27 protein-coding genes are annotated in these 13,322 nt (G+C 37.1%); all 27 read right to left on the bottom strand.

All coding sequences use genetic code 11. The features are described 5' to 3' along the window. Positions 1–5: 5 nt before the first annotated feature. The 27 genes from EGM47_RS16425 to EGM47_RS15160 all read right to left on the bottom strand — a co-directional run bounded on the left by EGM47_RS16425 (position 6) and on the right by EGM47_RS15160 (position 13,319). Positions 6–164, bottom strand: a complete 159-nt coding sequence (locus tag EGM47_RS16425) for a hypothetical protein (protein ID WP_164510924.1) — start codon at positions 162–164, stop codon at positions 6–8. A gap of 4 nt (positions 165–168) precedes the next feature. After that, positions 169–306, bottom strand: coding sequence for a hypothetical protein (locus tag EGM47_RS16420; RefSeq protein WP_164510923.1), 138 nt, complete (start codon positions 304–306; stop codon positions 169–171). Positions 307–470: 164 nt separating this feature from the next. Then, positions 471–668 (bottom strand): hypothetical protein, encoded by a 198-nt coding sequence (locus tag EGM47_RS15280; protein ID WP_206052206.1) that lies wholly within the window; start codon positions 666–668, stop codon positions 471–473. A 92-nt stretch (positions 669–760) separates the two neighbouring features. Then, entirely contained in the window at positions 761–1,234 is a 474-nt protein-coding gene (locus EGM47_RS15275; RefSeq protein WP_124981697.1) for a DUF7717 family protein, read from the bottom strand. 77 nt (positions 1,235–1,311) lie between these two features. Next, positions 1,312–1,512 (bottom strand): hypothetical protein, encoded by a 201-nt coding sequence (locus tag EGM47_RS15270; RefSeq protein WP_124981696.1) that lies wholly within the window; start codon positions 1,510–1,512, stop codon positions 1,312–1,314. A gap of 20 nt (positions 1,513–1,532) precedes the next feature. Then, complete coding sequence (locus EGM47_RS16415; RefSeq protein ID WP_164510922.1) at positions 1,533–1,706, bottom strand: hypothetical protein; 174 nt, start codon at positions 1,704–1,706, stop codon at positions 1,533–1,535. A 79-nt stretch (positions 1,707–1,785) separates the two neighbouring features. Then, the gene (locus EGM47_RS15265) at positions 1,786–2,064 is read right to left on the bottom strand and encodes a hypothetical protein (RefSeq protein WP_124981695.1); all 279 of its coding nucleotides are present in this window, start codon (positions 2,062–2,064) and stop codon (positions 1,786–1,788) included. Continuing rightward, positions 2,064–2,471, bottom strand: coding sequence for a hypothetical protein (locus EGM47_RS15260; protein ID WP_124981694.1), 408 nt, complete (start codon positions 2,469–2,471; stop codon positions 2,064–2,066). Before EGM47_RS15260 ends, EGM47_RS15265 begins: the two co-directional genes overlap by 1 nt. 135 nt (positions 2,472–2,606) lie before the next feature. Then, positions 2,607–3,518: a DNA-methyltransferase gene (locus EGM47_RS15255; protein ID WP_124981693.1), complete on the bottom strand. Its 912-nt coding sequence runs from the start codon at positions 3,516–3,518 to the stop codon at positions 2,607–2,609. Next, positions 3,515–3,727 carry a hypothetical protein gene (locus tag EGM47_RS15250; protein WP_124981692.1) on the bottom strand — a complete coding sequence of 71 codons (213 nt, stop codon included), beginning with the start codon at positions 3,725–3,727 and terminating at the stop codon, positions 3,515–3,517. The genes EGM47_RS15255 and EGM47_RS15250 overlap by 4 nt, the downstream gene beginning before the upstream one ends. A gap of 279 nt (positions 3,728–4,006) precedes the next feature. After that, positions 4,007–4,279, bottom strand: coding sequence for a hypothetical protein (locus tag EGM47_RS15240; RefSeq protein WP_124981690.1), 273 nt, complete (start codon positions 4,277–4,279; stop codon positions 4,007–4,009). Between the two features lie 162 nt (positions 4,280–4,441). Next, on the bottom strand, positions 4,442–4,702 hold the full coding sequence (locus tag EGM47_RS15235; RefSeq protein WP_124981689.1) for a hypothetical protein: 261 nt from the start codon (positions 4,700–4,702) through the stop codon (positions 4,442–4,444). A gap of 276 nt (positions 4,703–4,978) precedes the next feature. Then, on the bottom strand, positions 4,979–5,299 hold the full coding sequence (locus tag EGM47_RS15230; RefSeq protein ID WP_124981688.1) for a hypothetical protein: 321 nt from the start codon (positions 5,297–5,299) through the stop codon (positions 4,979–4,981). Between the two features lie 69 nt (positions 5,300–5,368). Then, entirely contained in the window at positions 5,369–5,605 is a 237-nt protein-coding gene (locus EGM47_RS15225) for a hypothetical protein (RefSeq protein WP_124981687.1), read from the bottom strand. 147 nt (positions 5,606–5,752) lie between these two features. Continuing rightward, the gene (locus EGM47_RS16410) at positions 5,753–5,968 is read right to left on the bottom strand and encodes a hypothetical protein (protein WP_164510921.1); all 216 of its coding nucleotides are present in this window, start codon (positions 5,966–5,968) and stop codon (positions 5,753–5,755) included. Positions 5,969–6,135: 167 nt separating this feature from the next. Next, complete coding sequence (locus EGM47_RS15215; protein ID WP_124981685.1) at positions 6,136–6,546, bottom strand: hypothetical protein; 411 nt, start codon at positions 6,544–6,546, stop codon at positions 6,136–6,138. Positions 6,547–6,670: 124 nt separating this feature from the next. Further along, a complete protein-coding gene (locus EGM47_RS16690; protein ID WP_124981684.1) occupies positions 6,671–6,865 on the bottom strand; it encodes a DUF7441 family protein in 195 nt (64 codons plus the stop codon). Then, positions 6,862–7,080, bottom strand: coding sequence for a hypothetical protein (locus EGM47_RS15205; RefSeq protein ID WP_124981683.1), 219 nt, complete (start codon positions 7,078–7,080; stop codon positions 6,862–6,864). The genes EGM47_RS16690 and EGM47_RS15205 overlap by 4 nt, the downstream gene beginning before the upstream one ends. Then, entirely contained in the window at positions 7,073–7,915 is an 843-nt protein-coding gene (locus EGM47_RS15200; RefSeq protein WP_124981682.1) for a DNA-methyltransferase, read from the bottom strand. Before EGM47_RS15200 ends, EGM47_RS15205 begins: the two co-directional genes overlap by 8 nt. Next, the gene (locus EGM47_RS15195) at positions 7,899–8,519 is read right to left on the bottom strand and encodes a hypothetical protein (protein WP_124981681.1); all 621 of its coding nucleotides are present in this window, start codon (positions 8,517–8,519) and stop codon (positions 7,899–7,901) included. The genes EGM47_RS15200 and EGM47_RS15195 overlap by 17 nt, the downstream gene beginning before the upstream one ends. A gap of 191 nt (positions 8,520–8,710) precedes the next feature. Continuing rightward, positions 8,711–10,021 (bottom strand): DEAD/DEAH box helicase, encoded by a 1,311-nt coding sequence (locus tag EGM47_RS15190; protein ID WP_262707069.1) that lies wholly within the window; start codon positions 10,019–10,021, stop codon positions 8,711–8,713. Positions 10,022–10,111: 90 nt separating this feature from the next. Next, entirely contained in the window at positions 10,112–10,384 is a 273-nt protein-coding gene (locus tag EGM47_RS15185; protein ID WP_124981680.1) for a hypothetical protein, read from the bottom strand. A gap of 28 nt (positions 10,385–10,412) precedes the next feature. Further along, positions 10,413–10,607 (bottom strand): hypothetical protein, encoded by a 195-nt coding sequence (locus EGM47_RS15180; protein WP_124981679.1) that lies wholly within the window; start codon positions 10,605–10,607, stop codon positions 10,413–10,415. A gap of 32 nt (positions 10,608–10,639) precedes the next feature. After that, positions 10,640–11,356: a 2OG-Fe(II) oxygenase gene (locus EGM47_RS16500; protein ID WP_206052204.1), complete on the bottom strand. Its 717-nt coding sequence runs from the start codon at positions 11,354–11,356 to the stop codon at positions 10,640–10,642. Further along, complete coding sequence (locus EGM47_RS15170) at positions 11,353–12,063, bottom strand: putative 2OG-Fe(II) oxygenase (RefSeq protein WP_124981678.1); 711 nt, start codon at positions 12,061–12,063, stop codon at positions 11,353–11,355. The genes EGM47_RS16500 and EGM47_RS15170 overlap by 4 nt, the downstream gene beginning before the upstream one ends. After that, the gene (locus tag EGM47_RS15165; protein ID WP_164510920.1) at positions 12,011–12,706 is read right to left on the bottom strand and encodes a JmjC domain-containing protein; all 696 of its coding nucleotides are present in this window, start codon (positions 12,704–12,706) and stop codon (positions 12,011–12,013) included. Before EGM47_RS15165 ends, EGM47_RS15170 begins: the two co-directional genes overlap by 53 nt. A gap of 4 nt (positions 12,707–12,710) precedes the next feature. Next, complete coding sequence (locus EGM47_RS15160; protein WP_124981676.1) at positions 12,711–13,319, bottom strand: hypothetical protein; 609 nt, start codon at positions 13,317–13,319, stop codon at positions 12,711–12,713. Positions 13,320–13,322: the final 3 nt, after the last annotated feature.

Below are 13,322 nucleotides of genomic sequence, written 5' to 3'. Positions count from 1 at the left end.
AGTGGTTAATCCGACGGTAGTGTGCGGATGTGTGCCACTTCCGCAAATGGCACAACGGTAGGTGCGGATGGTTGCGGAATTTGGTAGGGTTTAAATCCGTCGGGATAGGTGACTACAGTCAACTGATCAAGGGATTCAAAAATGTCTGTGAAAATGTCTTCCATGTTATTAATTATACTTGGATTCCTGTATCTTGTCAAATACTGATCTTTGCAAGTCAGTTAACTCAAAATCCATATCCCTAAGGATATCATATAATTTGATGATTTCATATTGCTCATCAAAAGACAATTTAATAGTGCTCATTGTGCCATGTCCCAAAAACGTGATTTAGCGATTGATTCCGCTCTTGATTCTATCTCTCTGATTGATAGATTTGGATGTGCTCTCTCTTGCTCTGCGATTGCTTCCTCAAAGAGTGCTTCGATTAGATCTGTGTTTGCTGCAAATGACATTGTTTAAAATCCTCCTTAGAATGGGTTTGACCAGTTATATGCCTGCCAGTCAGTTACACGTCCCTCTTTATTAAGTGAATCGACGTAATCATTAAATGCTTCACGTTTAGCGATAGCATCACCCCACCATTGTGTGCCTAGTGTCTCTTGTCTCCATGCTTCACGGAAGATAGCAACAACTTGCTTTTTAGTCATGTTTCTTGAAAGTGCCATGTGATTTGTGTCGTTAGTAATATTATAAAGGATTAAAGTGTGGTAGTGTAGGATTATGTGCCACTAATGAAAGTGGCACAAGATCGGTTGACTTACCTCATGTAGAGGTGACCGCCTGCCCAGTCAACTTTCTTAGGGTCAAGTAGAATTTTGATGTGCTCAGGATTCTGAAAAGTGTATCTTACATGCTTAGCAGGTGATTTCCATGATGCTGCTTTATACACGTCACCAGTATTTTTATCGATGAAAGTAACGACTGAGCGATCTCTATACTCTTGTCTCTTTTCATCCCACTCACATGAAACAACTTTGAAATACTTCTTACCTTCGATTGCTCTGAAAATGTCTAACTTTGCTGTGCCATTTTCGATTTCTGCAAGTCTGTCAAGTTGATACTGTGATGGTGTAGATCTCAACTCACCGCCGAATGTTGGTCTGTTATACATGTCAATAGTATAAAGTTTTAGATTCTCAGTAAGTGCATCACAATAACCTTCTGTGTAGTGCTTGATGAAAGTCTTGTTTGTTTGCTTGACTGATTCGCCGATTACTTTTGTTTGAGTCATGTTTGTTTGTTGTCTATACTATTATTATAATGGGTAAATGTGCGGTAGTGTATTCATGTGTGACACTAATCCAACTGTCACACAATGCCTTGCTCTACCATGTCAAAAATATCACCATAGTCAAATATGATTTCACCAGTAGAGTTTTCTCTCACACATGAGTAACCATACTCTTCACCCCATTCGATACAAGAATTTTCTGCTTTCTCTAAGTCTGAAGTGTAAACATCCCCATCTAATCCGTTAGGGGTTTCGATAGTGTATAAGAATTGATTCATGATAATAAAATGATAATGGTTTACTCTGGTAACTGATTGCAATATACTTGTCTCTTGAATCTAGCAACTATCTCATCAAGTGTTTTTAGATCAATGTCATCGATGTTGTCATTCTCTTCGCCAACATAGTAAAATGTGTTGTGAATGTCTTTGATTAGATCAAGTAGTGAGATCTCGTTTGCTGTGTAATCCATGAGTTGATTGATTAATTATATTCATATTATAGTCAATAAAAACACGGTAGTGCATTTATATGTGACACTAATACAACTGTCACATATCTGGGTATTCTTCTTGCACTTTGTGCTTAAAGTCAATTAGTCCCTCATGTATTTTAAACAATTCAAACATATCAACATCGCTGAAGTCATCCCACTCTCCAACATATCCCACTCCATTCAAATCTGGTTGCCCATTCTTAAATTGTGGTGCATAGCGAAAATCTCCATCGCTATCTAACCAAAAACACATACCGAATGCTTCGCTATTGAAAAATCCATATGGTGTTGGGGAATAGTTATGTTTTTCCCTTAGTGGTATTCTAGTAGGCATTACTTTCTCACCTCGTAGAATTCTCTAACTATCTTAGTTTGCTCACCAAATTGTCTAGTGATGAAGTTTCTATATCTTACTGCATTTGTGCCTAGGCATCTAGCGATCGCTCTCTCATTGAATACGATTTCATCTATATCCCATGAATCGTTACGGATAGCATCAATAAAATCGCCATTGCTGTGATCAAAATTATTATATGTCAATGTCCCACCATTGCTATTAAAGTTTAAATCGTCTATATCGTGAGTATAGTAAACTGTTGCAATGTGCTGATCATCAACAAATATATTACTAGTGAATTGGTTACCAGTTTGGTATGAGTTATGCACCATTACATTATTCTTTAATGATGTGCTTTCTCTTTGCTTGATTGCCTGTAATACTCTTGTCTGATAAATGTCCATGATCCTGAGTTGTAAATTTTGGATCAAGGTTAAAGGTATCCCTTAGCACTTGTGAATGTAAGCATTAACCTTGATGTATTTAATATAACTCATTTTCATACAGTAGTGCACATGTATGTGACACTAATCCAACTGTCACACACTATTAATACGTTTGTCGATTAACTCCTTATATTCAGAATGTAACTCACATCCAATATAATCACGTCCTAATTGCTTACTAACCATTGCCGTGGTGCCACTACCCATAAATGGGTCAAGTATTAGATCGCCTACTCTACTCCCTGCTAATATGCACGGTTGTATTAAGTCAGGTGGAAATACTGCAAAATGACTTCCTTTATATGGTTTATTAGTTACTGACCATACACTACGTTTATTTTTCTTTGGATAACTCTTTGATAGTCCAGTATGGGGTTGTAATCCTGTGCCTTTATTGTGATACTTTCCTTTAGTCCTATCTCTAGTGCCCCAGTCCTTAGCATCCTCTTTAATTGCTTCATTATCATAGAAGTATTTCTTACTCTTTGAGAATAGAAAAATATACTCATGTGCTTTAGTGCATCTATCTCTCACGGATTCGGGCATCGGGTTAGGTTTATGCCAAATAATATCTTGCCTTAGATACCATCCATCCTGACGTAATGCAAACGCTAACATCCACGGAATACCGATTAAATCCTTTTCTTTTAATCCTTCTAACTTATTACCACGTTTATTACATTTATCAGGCAAATCTTGTTTAGTCTTACTTACTGACTGTTTAGGATATGACTGACCTTTTCCTGGTCTATAATTATAATAACTATCCCCAATATTCAACCATAATGTGCCATCATCCTGTAAGTTATCTCTCACTAAGCGAAAGATCTCCACCATATTATTAATATATTCCTCTGGTGTTTCTTCCTGACCTACTTGTTTATCTTCCCCACCATAATCCCTTAGTCCATAATAGGGTGGACTAGTCACACACATTTGTGCCTTATATTGCCATAATTGTGGCAATGTTTCTCTAACATCACCATAATATATTTTGTTTCTCATTCTGATAACTTTGGAAAACCTGTAGGTGTGAATTCATCTAGTTTAACATTATAACCTATTACTCTAGGTGTTTCATATACATCCTTAGCACTATTATAATAAGATGCGTGACTATCAAGATATGCCTGTATCTCTTCTGCTAAGTGATACGGATTGATCTCTGCATCTTTGCCAGTTTGAATTTTGAAACAGTAAGTAATTTCTTTCATTAGTGGTGCGGGTTGTAAAAGTTGAGCATTAATAAGAGTATAAAGATTATGACTATTATAGTAATAATTAACATGCGATTGATTGAATAAGTTTTAATTCTTGATAGTTGTAAACAGTTTTACGATCTCCATTATCATCAATTAAAACTGTCCAGTTTTCAGTAGGTGTAAATCCTTTTCTGTCTGTATCATCCTTAATATAGTTGATTAATACAGTATAGGTTTTATTCTTGTATGATACAATATCACCTATAGATATGTGTTTGACTGAGTTATACATTATGCTAACTCCCTATCGTCAATAATCTCTAGCATTAATTGATATGCTTTAGAGGGGTCATCTTCCTCTACATATGCCTTGAGATCTTCATAGATGTATTCATCACAATTATCAAATGTGTATTTTTTAAATTGCTTACTGTCAAGTGATTCAATTTCATTGTTAACTTGATTTCTAGCAAGTGAGAGCAATTCTTCGTTACTCATAGTTGTGATAATATACTCTACATACTCCTCTTTGATCTCTTGTAAATCACCAGTTTTTACAGTCATGATAATCCCTCCCAGATTGAAATAAATGTTGTAATCCAGTCACGATTTGCAACTGACATTGATGCTAAATCTTGCTCATCAGCACTTAACATAGGTAGATTGTGATCTGTGCAATACTGCACATAAATGTCACTTAACCAGTTGATTTGATTATCATTCATGTTACTTAACTCCTATGATGTTGAGTGCATTGTTGTAAGCAACTGCTCTTGCTTCGATAACCTGATCTCTCACTCTCTCACGGTCTAGACTATCACCACCACCCCATGTTACATGAGTGCCTTCTTCACATAAATCTAAAACGTTGAGAGTTGCAAGTGCTAACTCTTGTCTTGTTAATCCATCGATAGGATATAAACAGTCAGGATGCTCAGGTGAATAGAATGATTCACAATAGTCAAGAAATTCTTTGAAGTTGTGCATGTGATTTGTTTAACTATTAATATAATAACAAAAAAGCACACGGTAGTGTGTTACCATGTGCCACTAATTAAACTGTCACTCTGACAATAGACTTTCTCTTTTACATAGGTAAGGATTACCATTAATTACTGCATCGATATAATTATCGTTTACAGTATGCTTTATCGATTGAGCATAATTGGTCAATCTTTTGATCTTGGATTGTGTTGATTTTTTGGATTGCATTGATTCCTATGTGTGTGGCAAATAAAAGTATGAATGAGATTAAAATGATTCTCATGATGCTAAGATTGTTTGAGTGATTGCTTCATTAATATATTTTTCAATAAACTCCTTACACTCGCAAACAGTATCATATCCACCTATCTTAGTGTAGATGAATACACCATTATCTAATTGCTTACGAGCATTTACTCTATACTTGTAAGCATTATAATCACCAACATGCTCACCACTAAGATCTTCAGTAATGGTAAATGCACTTAACTGGATACCGTGGTCATTCTCTACATAATCCTCGGATACATAAACATGCTCACTATATGTTGAGACGTTTAGATCAAGGTGTGAGTTGATGATCGCTAGTTGGTCTTCCATGTGTTTGTGTGTGATTACATACCATTATAGGGCATGAGTGGTCAAAATGCAATAGTATATGACAATAGTTTAAATGTCACACTCTACATGACCGACGTCTTCAATGTATGTTGTAATTATACTTTCCTCTTCTTCACTCAACTCCCATGATTTACCTTTAGGAAATAACTTATCGATTTTTCTCTTGACTCTGGTATTAGTTTCATCACGTCGATCATTATCAACAATATCGTGTAGATATCTCCACTCTTTGTTAGAGAAATATCTCTTAACCTCATCGTATTGTCTTTGTGTTAATGGTCTCATGATTAGTATGATGATTCAAGGTTTAAATCGTCAGGTTTATCTGTGACCTCTAGATATTTGATGTCATCCATATGATATGAGCGGTAAATCCGTCCCCATATAATTTTGAATTCATCTTCATCTAAATTTTTAAAGATTACCTGATTTTTAAAGTAAATGTGGTAAGTTGTTGTCTGTGTCTTCATTTAAGTCCTCTAGATACATCCATTCATAATGGTAGTCTGCTTCCTCGGGGTCTTTATTATTTAATATGTATTCGTGGAAAATAGCATCGCTATTACCAATGTTTTTTTCCTCTACATGACGCTCAATAGACCTCATGTATGTATGTCTCATTGATGAGAGTGCGAATTCAATGCTCATGATTTAGGAAATTACTTGTTAAGTGGACTATTGAAGTATGCTTTATTAACTGTGTAAACAGTAAACAATGCAACTGCAATACCCAAAAATCCTAACCATAGAATTGGTGAATGTGGAAAATCGTAAGTTGGAATTGTGGTCATGTGTTTCTCGTTTTGACTTCTATATTATATGGCACTAAGACGAGGTATGGTAGGGTCATGTGACACTACTTGATCTGTCTTACTGTAGATTGACCCGAGTGACACTCGTATGCCACTCTTGGGTGGTAGTCCCATGTGATACATGTGCGATGGGAAAATTAGAGTTTGTCCCATGTGAAAAGGCACTCTCTCCACTTCTTCATTCGCATTGTTATAGAAAACAGTATCACCTGATTCACCTGCTGCGTGATATACAACCGATACTAAGTTAGGCATGTCACCATCATTATGTATTTGCGATTGCATATTATCGAATTGCATATTAAGCAATGTCCTCATAGTCTTGGCACCTAATCGGTGCTCCATGAGTGAATTGAAATATTCGATAAACCACTCTCTCTCGTAACCAACATAGTGACCTTCTTGCACTATCATAGTCCCAAAGAATCGTGCATTATCATAACACGCATATGGTGAATTTGTCCATCTTACTGGATATTCGCTTAATCTATTTGCAACACTATCTACCATCCAGTCAGGAAATAGACCACTAACAACTTCAACCAAAACCACTCCCTCCTTTATGCGTAGGTTTGTCGATTACTTCAATTCTATCTATAAGTATCCTTTTATTCCACCATAACTCTTGCACTTCTTGCCATGATTCCAACACTTTTGTGCTATTATCTTTGCATATGATTTTATAGTGATGCCTATCATATGGGGCATTACTGGTCTCAGTAAAGAATGTCATAATCGATCATTAATTAGTTGGATTTGCCAGTCATCATCGCCACCTTCTAGTCTATCGACCCAAAACCAAAAGTCAGGATAATCAGGTGCCGATACAAATATTCTATTGCCCTTGATCGCTTCAACAATAACCTCATTCTTATTGTTTAAGTATTTGGCAAATATTTGTTGTGCCTTATTGCTTTTAGGCACAACTAGTGCTCTGTTTTTAAGCATAGTCTAGTCTTGTAAGTAGGTTATCTTTAAATGGTTTGAGTCTATCGATGCACATTTTATGATATGTTTCATCAATCTCAAATCCAATATATTGCCTATTCTCTTCTACTGCTACTTGTGCGGTTGTGCCTGCACCCATGAATGGGTCTAGGACTACATCATTACAGTCAGACCATGTTTTGATGTGTCCTCTTGCCAACTCCTCAGGCATCGTAGCAGGATGTTTATATGCTGCTTTAGATGACTGACCAAAACCACCACTATTTTTAATTCTCCATATGTTTGTCCTTACTCCCCACTCTTTGATAGCATTACTTTTACGATTAGGGTTATGTGTGCTACCATCCTTCTTGCGTGATGTAGCATCACCCCATGATGTAATCCCTGCCCACTTGTTTTTCTTATCTTGAATAAGATTAATAGTTTTTGGACGTCCCTTCGATAGTATGAAACAATACTCAAATACTTGAGTATATCTTACTGAGTGGACTCCACTAGCAAATGCTGTGCCTGTTTTCTCATAGATCATAGTGTCATGTAATCTCAAACCGAGATCCATGAAATATAAACATTGACGAAAACTAGATCCTGATTCAGATCCCTTGATAGTAGCGTCGTTAACATTCCACATGATAACACCACCATCCTTGAGCACTCTGACTAGACCAGTAGCAACATCCTTAAAGACATTAAAGTCCCACTTGCTACTATCATTATATGTGCGTAAATCGTCGTAAGGTGGTGACGTTACGACGAGATCAACACTTTCTTTATCCATGAGTTGCATACCATCGATACAACTCATGTGATATGTATCATTAAGAGATAGTTTCATAAACTGTGTGGACGTATTTTTGTGTTTTTCTCACTCTACCATAGATCGGTGTGATGCAAATAGCATCCTCATTATGGATTTTAAGAGTAGAGAAACCGTTGTTATTCTTACCAGTCTTTGTGACTGAATCTGACCATCCTGTATTAGGATTCATCTTAAGTGACAAATCAACTAAGCAAGCAAACACCTCAGGAAAACCGTTTGCTTTTTGTGTCAACTTAACACAAAAGATCTTATCAACTTTAGTTTTACTGTGGTTATTACCAGTAGCAAATGATGATGTGCTACTACCGAGTGACATTTTGTTTTCGATCTCTTCATCTAATAGAATAGCATCGTAACCAACTGTCTCCTCTGTGATATAGTCAACTCCTAGAGTCTTTGCTGCATCCTCTAGTGCAGGATTGAAAATGTTAGCAAGAAACTTAGTCTTGTCAACTGTATTATCCTCACCAAAGAATGTGTCTAGATCATTCTTCTTGCCACCACTACAAATCTGTAGTGCTTTAGCAACACGCTGCTCTGTAAGTGTAATTGCTTGGGGCACAATACGCTTGAGTGCTTCAGCAAGTTGGATGTTGTCTGTTTGTGGTCTGAGTTTCATTGTATTTGTCTGATTGATCTTATTATAGCGTTATTGAAGACGGTAGTGCAATGTAGTGGTCAGTTTCTCAAGTGTCCTACTCATGTGCCTGTAACCACTACCAACATATATCTGACCTGCTACAACCGAAAAGGTTGCTACACCCCAGAATATGTAATACCACTTAGATTTGATTTGATACCTTTTCATAATTAAACTACTGCTGTTGGTGCCATGCCTTTGACGAAAATCTCATCTACTACTCTTTGCAATCTCTTGACTACTGCATTACCATAATTGTTATGGATAGGCACGGTCAAGTAACCTGTTGGTTTCTTGTAAAACTGACATGCACCTGCAGGAATACGACCCTCAGCAATCGCTTGGGTGTCATCCTTATGCATACGAATTACACGTCCGATAGTCTGTGCCATTGATACAACATTGAGATTTCTCAATAGAATACAATGGGTAAGACCGTGGACGTTGATACCCTCGGAAAGAATAGAATAATGCATAACAATAAATTTCTTGTTAGCATCCTTACCCCAGTCAGATAGAGTTGTCATAAACTCTTCTCTGTTTACTTTCTTGTCATTGATGTATGCACCATACTTAGATGTAACATGTAGGTAGTCATAACCTCTGAGTCTCAACTGAGACAATAGAGTAGTATGTCCGATCATGTTACCTAGAATACGACTAGATGGGACTGCAATCAATACTTTAGATGCTGACTCATCGTCAAGTGTGTCTAGCACATCAATAACTGTTTTTGTTTGTGTCTCGTGCATAGTGTCTCTATCCAAATCCATATCAGTATTGAATGGGACGATAGTAGGTGACACAATGCTACCATTAGCAATCAACTCTGGTGCAGGGACTGACTCTAATACATCACCATAAACATATTTGTTATTCATTCCACGAGTAAAGATACCCTCATTCTTTCTTGCTGTGCGTGGTGTTGCTGTAAAGAAGTAACACTTACGAGCAATAGCACTTGCTGCCATTGCTTTAGGGAAAAACTGACGAGTGACACTATTGTGTGCTTCATCGAAATAGATAGCATCAATAGGTGCATCACTATCTAATACTTTGTGAAGTGAATGGTATGTAGTGAATGTAATTAGATTCTCAGATAACATCTTGCAACCCTCAAAGAAGTTAGCAATCTGTGCTGACTTAGTTGTGCTGTAATAATGTGTCTCACCTGAGTGAGCATGACATACACGTCCTTTAAGATGCTGCATGAAATCATCACACAACTGCTGAGCAAGTAAGATACGAGGTGCAACTACAACAATATGCTTAGGTCTGTCTAGATATCCATCGAATGTTTCTAACAACTGCTTAGCGTGCTGAATCATGATAAATGTCTTGCCACCACCTGTAGGGACGATGACCTGACCCTTGTCAGCACCTTGCATTGCGTCTAGTGCTCTTGCTTGGTGTGGGCGAAGTGTGATCAATGTATTTGTGTCGTTAGACGTATTATAACACAAAAATGGGGTGCTGTGCACCCCTAGGTCAGTTATTCAAGTGTCATAATAGTGGGACGAAACAAACATAATAAAGAATGTTGTTTCGCCAGAATTATAATATCACATATATTATCTCTTGTCAACCTCTGGTAACATATCATTTCCAGGATGATCATCTATCTTCCCTTTGTATGACTTACCATATTGCTTAATTGCCTCTACTTCTACATCACCCCATTGATTAGGATATACACACACGCAACATTTATTCATAGGTTGTCGTGACCCTTCGGGATTAGGTTTAGTGGATACACATATTGTGATGTATTCATCACTAACAAATTCAATAGTCCCTTCTAGACCATCAAATTTTGCTTTGCGTCCAACTTCTAGGTGTTTCATAATGTTTCGTAATTCAACCCTATCGGCATTACTTATGATAAGTGGGATAGTCATGTTTTAGATGCAACTTGTCAATGATGTTTGAAATAGCATCACGGTCACTTTCTGAGACACCGTTGTATTCTCTCCACATCTTAGACTGGTAGAGGAATAGGCATTTTCTGACGAGATTCTTCTCGTGATCTGTTAGTATTGCATCTTTAGCAAACACGTCGATCTCCATCGTTAATCTTATTTAGTATAACGAGTAAAAAACTACTTTGTCCAGAATAACAGCGTTTGCTCATACATTAACTCTTTAACCTTTTTAGGATTGAGTCCTGCTACTCCTAGATCATCCTCTGTGTATGGGTGCTTAAGTTTACTAGCAACATCTAATAACTCATTACGTTGCTCAATACCCATATACTTGAATGCCATCATATATCTATTCCATAAGAAATATGGTGTAGGTGTGCGTCCTGAGTGTGGTATTCTACCATCGAAAATGACCACTCTGCCAGGTTTTGGCACTACTGCGTGGACGATATCTAACTTGTCATCATAGAATATTGTCTCCCCTCCATAGTTGGGTATCCAATACTCATTGAAGTAAACAATCATAGTGCATTGATTATCACACCAGTATGGTGCATCACAATGTATGCGTGGTGCATCACCATGTTTCAATACATTCATATATGCTGAGTATAATGTCTCCCGTGGGGGCACGGGCACATGCGAGCAATTTTCGAGTCTATCTAACACCCATTGATATAGATGATGTCCTGAGCATTGATCAAAAGGTTTACTTCCATGATGATCTACACTATAGAAATCATGTGTGTAGTATGTCCCTCTAAGATCTACCTCTTCTAGATTAGTTTGTGGCAAATCTTGTCTGCCATGATAATAAGGTAACTCTATTGCCTGCCGACATATATCTGAGTCTAATATGTCTGTGTCATATATTTTAATTAATGGATGCTTCATTCGACAAACCCAATAGCATTATTAAACTCATCATATCCTCTATCGATGTTAGTCATACCATATGCTGTGACATTCATAGTCATTACATATCTATTGCTATCACTATTGTTTACCCCTGTCCTATGCTTTAACCAACCAGGAAAATATACTATATCATTTGTCTTTACTGGAATCTGGATCCAATGATCCTGTCTAGGCATTTCATATCCATCATCAACAGGTTCTGCATACTTATATGTAAGAAAAGGATTGAGAATCTCTAGGTTACCACTACCTTCTGGCACATCTAAGTATGCACAAATTGCAACGTTTACATTGTGATGATGATGCTCTAACGTTGTTGCATTCGGTGGATGTCTATTAATCCAACTCTCTGTCATGTTACGATAAACACCTTTAAGTGACCACATATCCCAAATTTTATCAACCACACTAGGGATATGATTATTAGTCATATCATCAAAACACTTCCAACCGTGTGGTGGGTCAACTCTACATCTACCCACGGATGATACTCCACCCTTCTCTAGTGCTGAGTTGAGATAGGTAGAGTCTGGACTCTCGATAAAGTCTAGAAATATATCTGTCTCTCTCTTGATATCTTTCCATATATCTGAGAGATTATATTGTGATCGAAAAAAGTATGGGTATGGATTAATTGAGTTTATACCATTTCCAATCGACTGGTCTTGTAATGCTGTGAGCATGATATAAAGAATAATGATGTAATGGAATACTTAATGATATTCTCTCTTCCGACGGTTGTGCTTGATGATAACAACGTGGTGGGATGTATAGGGCATCCCCTGCCTTTAGCACAACATCTATAGCAGGTGTGAAGTTATCATAATCTACCTGTGCATCGCCAGGATCTGCTTGTGCTACAAATGTTGCACGTCTCTCATTGAATACTCTCCAATGTGTCTCTCCTTTTAATTGGACGATGAAATTATTAGGCAAGTCCTCATGTATATAGAAACTATTTGACTTACCTTTTCCACAATATATCTGAAACTGACTATCACCTGAGAATATACTAGACCATTGATCTAGCATACCCATCACCTTCTCACTTCTGAATGAATAGTTATTAATAATGAATGTATGACCTTCCTTGAATAGTTGAAACAAGTCTGCCTTCTCCTCCCAAGGATGTGCTGCCCATGAGCGTGGATACTTAGGTGGATCTATTTTTTGAATAGCATGTTTACTGACCACATTGATGTCAAAAAATTGGGGCATGTTAAGGCAATATTCGACATCTTTCCATGAGCATATATCATTGCATTCTTTCTGGTCTATGACCTGCTCATAATAATATGGCACATCATAATCCCAGTTTCTATCCATTAATTTAAGGGGAAGTAAGAATGTCATCTGGCATCCCTCTGAAATTGAAATTCAATACAATTCTATACTGATTGATCTTTGGATTAGATGATGCATGAAATCTATTACCATCAAATAATACAAACTTATTCTTCTCTGGTTTGACTCTCTCTGCTATCGTGTAATCCTGTGTGAATATCTCATTGATACGTCTATTGACCTCACCATTTGGGTCATCACATTGATCGAATAGAATAGTATCTCCATCACTATCGTGGAAATAATATATACCAGTCATATGCTTACTGTCATGATCTGTGTGTGGTGTGTTGAAATCCTCCACAAAATGATTATGATGTAGCATTGCTAACCTGAGTCTAAACAACTCAAATGTCCCACGTCCTAACCTGTCCTGTATATGATCTACAATAGGAATAAAGAGATCATAATATTGTGAGACTGGTTGTCCATCATGAAACAACACATGTGTCCATCCAACACTTGTGCGTTTAGGTTCTGACTTCAGATCAACATCATCAGTATTGAGATTAATATTACCAAATTGATAATTATAACCACTCCCAAACGTGACATCATGTGGCAAAAAATACCAAGGGAAACCCCTCGATGTCATCGT

Source organism: Nonlabens xiamenensis (assembly GCF_003865345.1).
Lineage (GTDB): Bacteria > Bacteroidota > Bacteroidia > Flavobacteriales > Flavobacteriaceae > Nonlabens > Nonlabens xiamenensis.
Note: the sequence above shows the minus strand (reverse complement) of the source record. Positions and strands in the feature narration are given on the sequence as shown.

Coding starts and splice junctions, on each gene's coding strand:
- EGM47_RS16425 (WP_164510924.1), bottom strand. CDS start 164: ATGGAAGACATTTTCACAGACATTTTTGAATCCCTTGATCAGTTGACT.
- EGM47_RS16420 (WP_164510923.1), bottom strand. CDS start 306: ATGAGCACTATTAAATTGTCTTTTGATGAGCAATATGAAATCATCAAA.
- EGM47_RS15280 (WP_206052206.1), bottom strand. CDS start 668: ATGGCACTTTCAAGAAACATGACTAAAAAGCAAGTTGTTGCTATCTTC.
- EGM47_RS15275 (WP_124981697.1), bottom strand. CDS start 1,234: ATGACTCAAACAAAAGTAATCGGCGAATCAGTCAAGCAAACAAACAAG.
- EGM47_RS15270 (WP_124981696.1), bottom strand. CDS start 1,512: ATGAATCAATTCTTATACACTATCGAAACCCCTAACGGATTAGATGGG.
- EGM47_RS16415 (WP_164510922.1), bottom strand. CDS start 1,706: ATGGATTACACAGCAAACGAGATCTCACTACTTGATCTAATCAAAGAC.
- EGM47_RS15265 (WP_124981695.1), bottom strand. CDS start 2,064: ATGCCTACTAGAATACCACTAAGGGAAAAACATAACTATTCCCCAACA.
- EGM47_RS15260 (WP_124981694.1), bottom strand. CDS start 2,471: ATGGACATTTATCAGACAAGAGTATTACAGGCAATCAAGCAAAGAGAA.
- EGM47_RS15255 (WP_124981693.1), bottom strand. CDS start 3,518: ATGAGAAACAAAATATATTATGGTGATGTTAGAGAAACATTGCCACAA.
- EGM47_RS15250 (WP_124981692.1), bottom strand. CDS start 3,727: ATGAAAGAAATTACTTACTGTTTCAAAATTCAAACTGGCAAAGATGCA.
- EGM47_RS15240 (WP_124981690.1), bottom strand. CDS start 4,279: ATGACTGTAAAAACTGGTGATTTACAAGAGATCAAAGAGGAGTATGTA.
- EGM47_RS15235 (WP_124981689.1), bottom strand. CDS start 4,702: ATGCACAACTTCAAAGAATTTCTTGACTATTGTGAATCATTCTATTCA.
- EGM47_RS15230 (WP_124981688.1), bottom strand. CDS start 5,299: ATGGAAGACCAACTAGCGATCATCAACTCACACCTTGATCTAAACGTC.
- EGM47_RS15225 (WP_124981687.1), bottom strand. CDS start 5,605: ATGAGACCATTAACACAAAGACAATACGATGAGGTTAAGAGATATTTC.
- EGM47_RS16410 (WP_164510921.1), bottom strand. CDS start 5,968: ATGAGCATTGAATTCGCACTCTCATCAATGAGACATACATACATGAGG.
- EGM47_RS15215 (WP_124981685.1), bottom strand. CDS start 6,546: ATGATAGTGCAAGAAGGTCACTATGTTGGTTACGAGAGAGAGTGGTTT.
- EGM47_RS16690 (WP_124981684.1), bottom strand. CDS start 6,865: ATGACATTCTTTACTGAGACCAGTAATGCCCCATATGATAGGCATCAC.
- EGM47_RS15205 (WP_124981683.1), bottom strand. CDS start 7,080: ATGCTTAAAAACAGAGCACTAGTTGTGCCTAAAAGCAATAAGGCACAA.
- EGM47_RS15200 (WP_124981682.1), bottom strand. CDS start 7,915: ATGAAACTATCTCTTAATGATACATATCACATGAGTTGTATCGATGGT.
- EGM47_RS15195 (WP_124981681.1), bottom strand. CDS start 8,519: ATGAAACTCAGACCACAAACAGACAACATCCAACTTGCTGAAGCACTC.
- EGM47_RS15185 (WP_124981680.1), bottom strand. CDS start 10,384: ATGAAACACCTAGAAGTTGGACGCAAAGCAAAATTTGATGGTCTAGAA.
- EGM47_RS15180 (WP_124981679.1), bottom strand. CDS start 10,607: ATGGAGATCGACGTGTTTGCTAAAGATGCAATACTAACAGATCACGAG.
- EGM47_RS16500 (WP_206052204.1), bottom strand. CDS start 11,356: ATGAAGCATCCATTAATTAAAATATATGACACAGACATATTAGACTCA.
- EGM47_RS15170 (WP_124981678.1), bottom strand. CDS start 12,063: ATGCTCACAGCATTACAAGACCAGTCGATTGGAAATGGTATAAACTCA.
- EGM47_RS15165 (WP_164510920.1), bottom strand. CDS start 12,706: ATGGATAGAAACTGGGATTATGATGTGCCATATTATTATGAGCAGGTC.
- EGM47_RS15160 (WP_124981676.1), bottom strand. CDS start 13,319: ATGACATCGAGGGGTTTCCCTTGGTATTTTTTGCCACATGATGTCACG.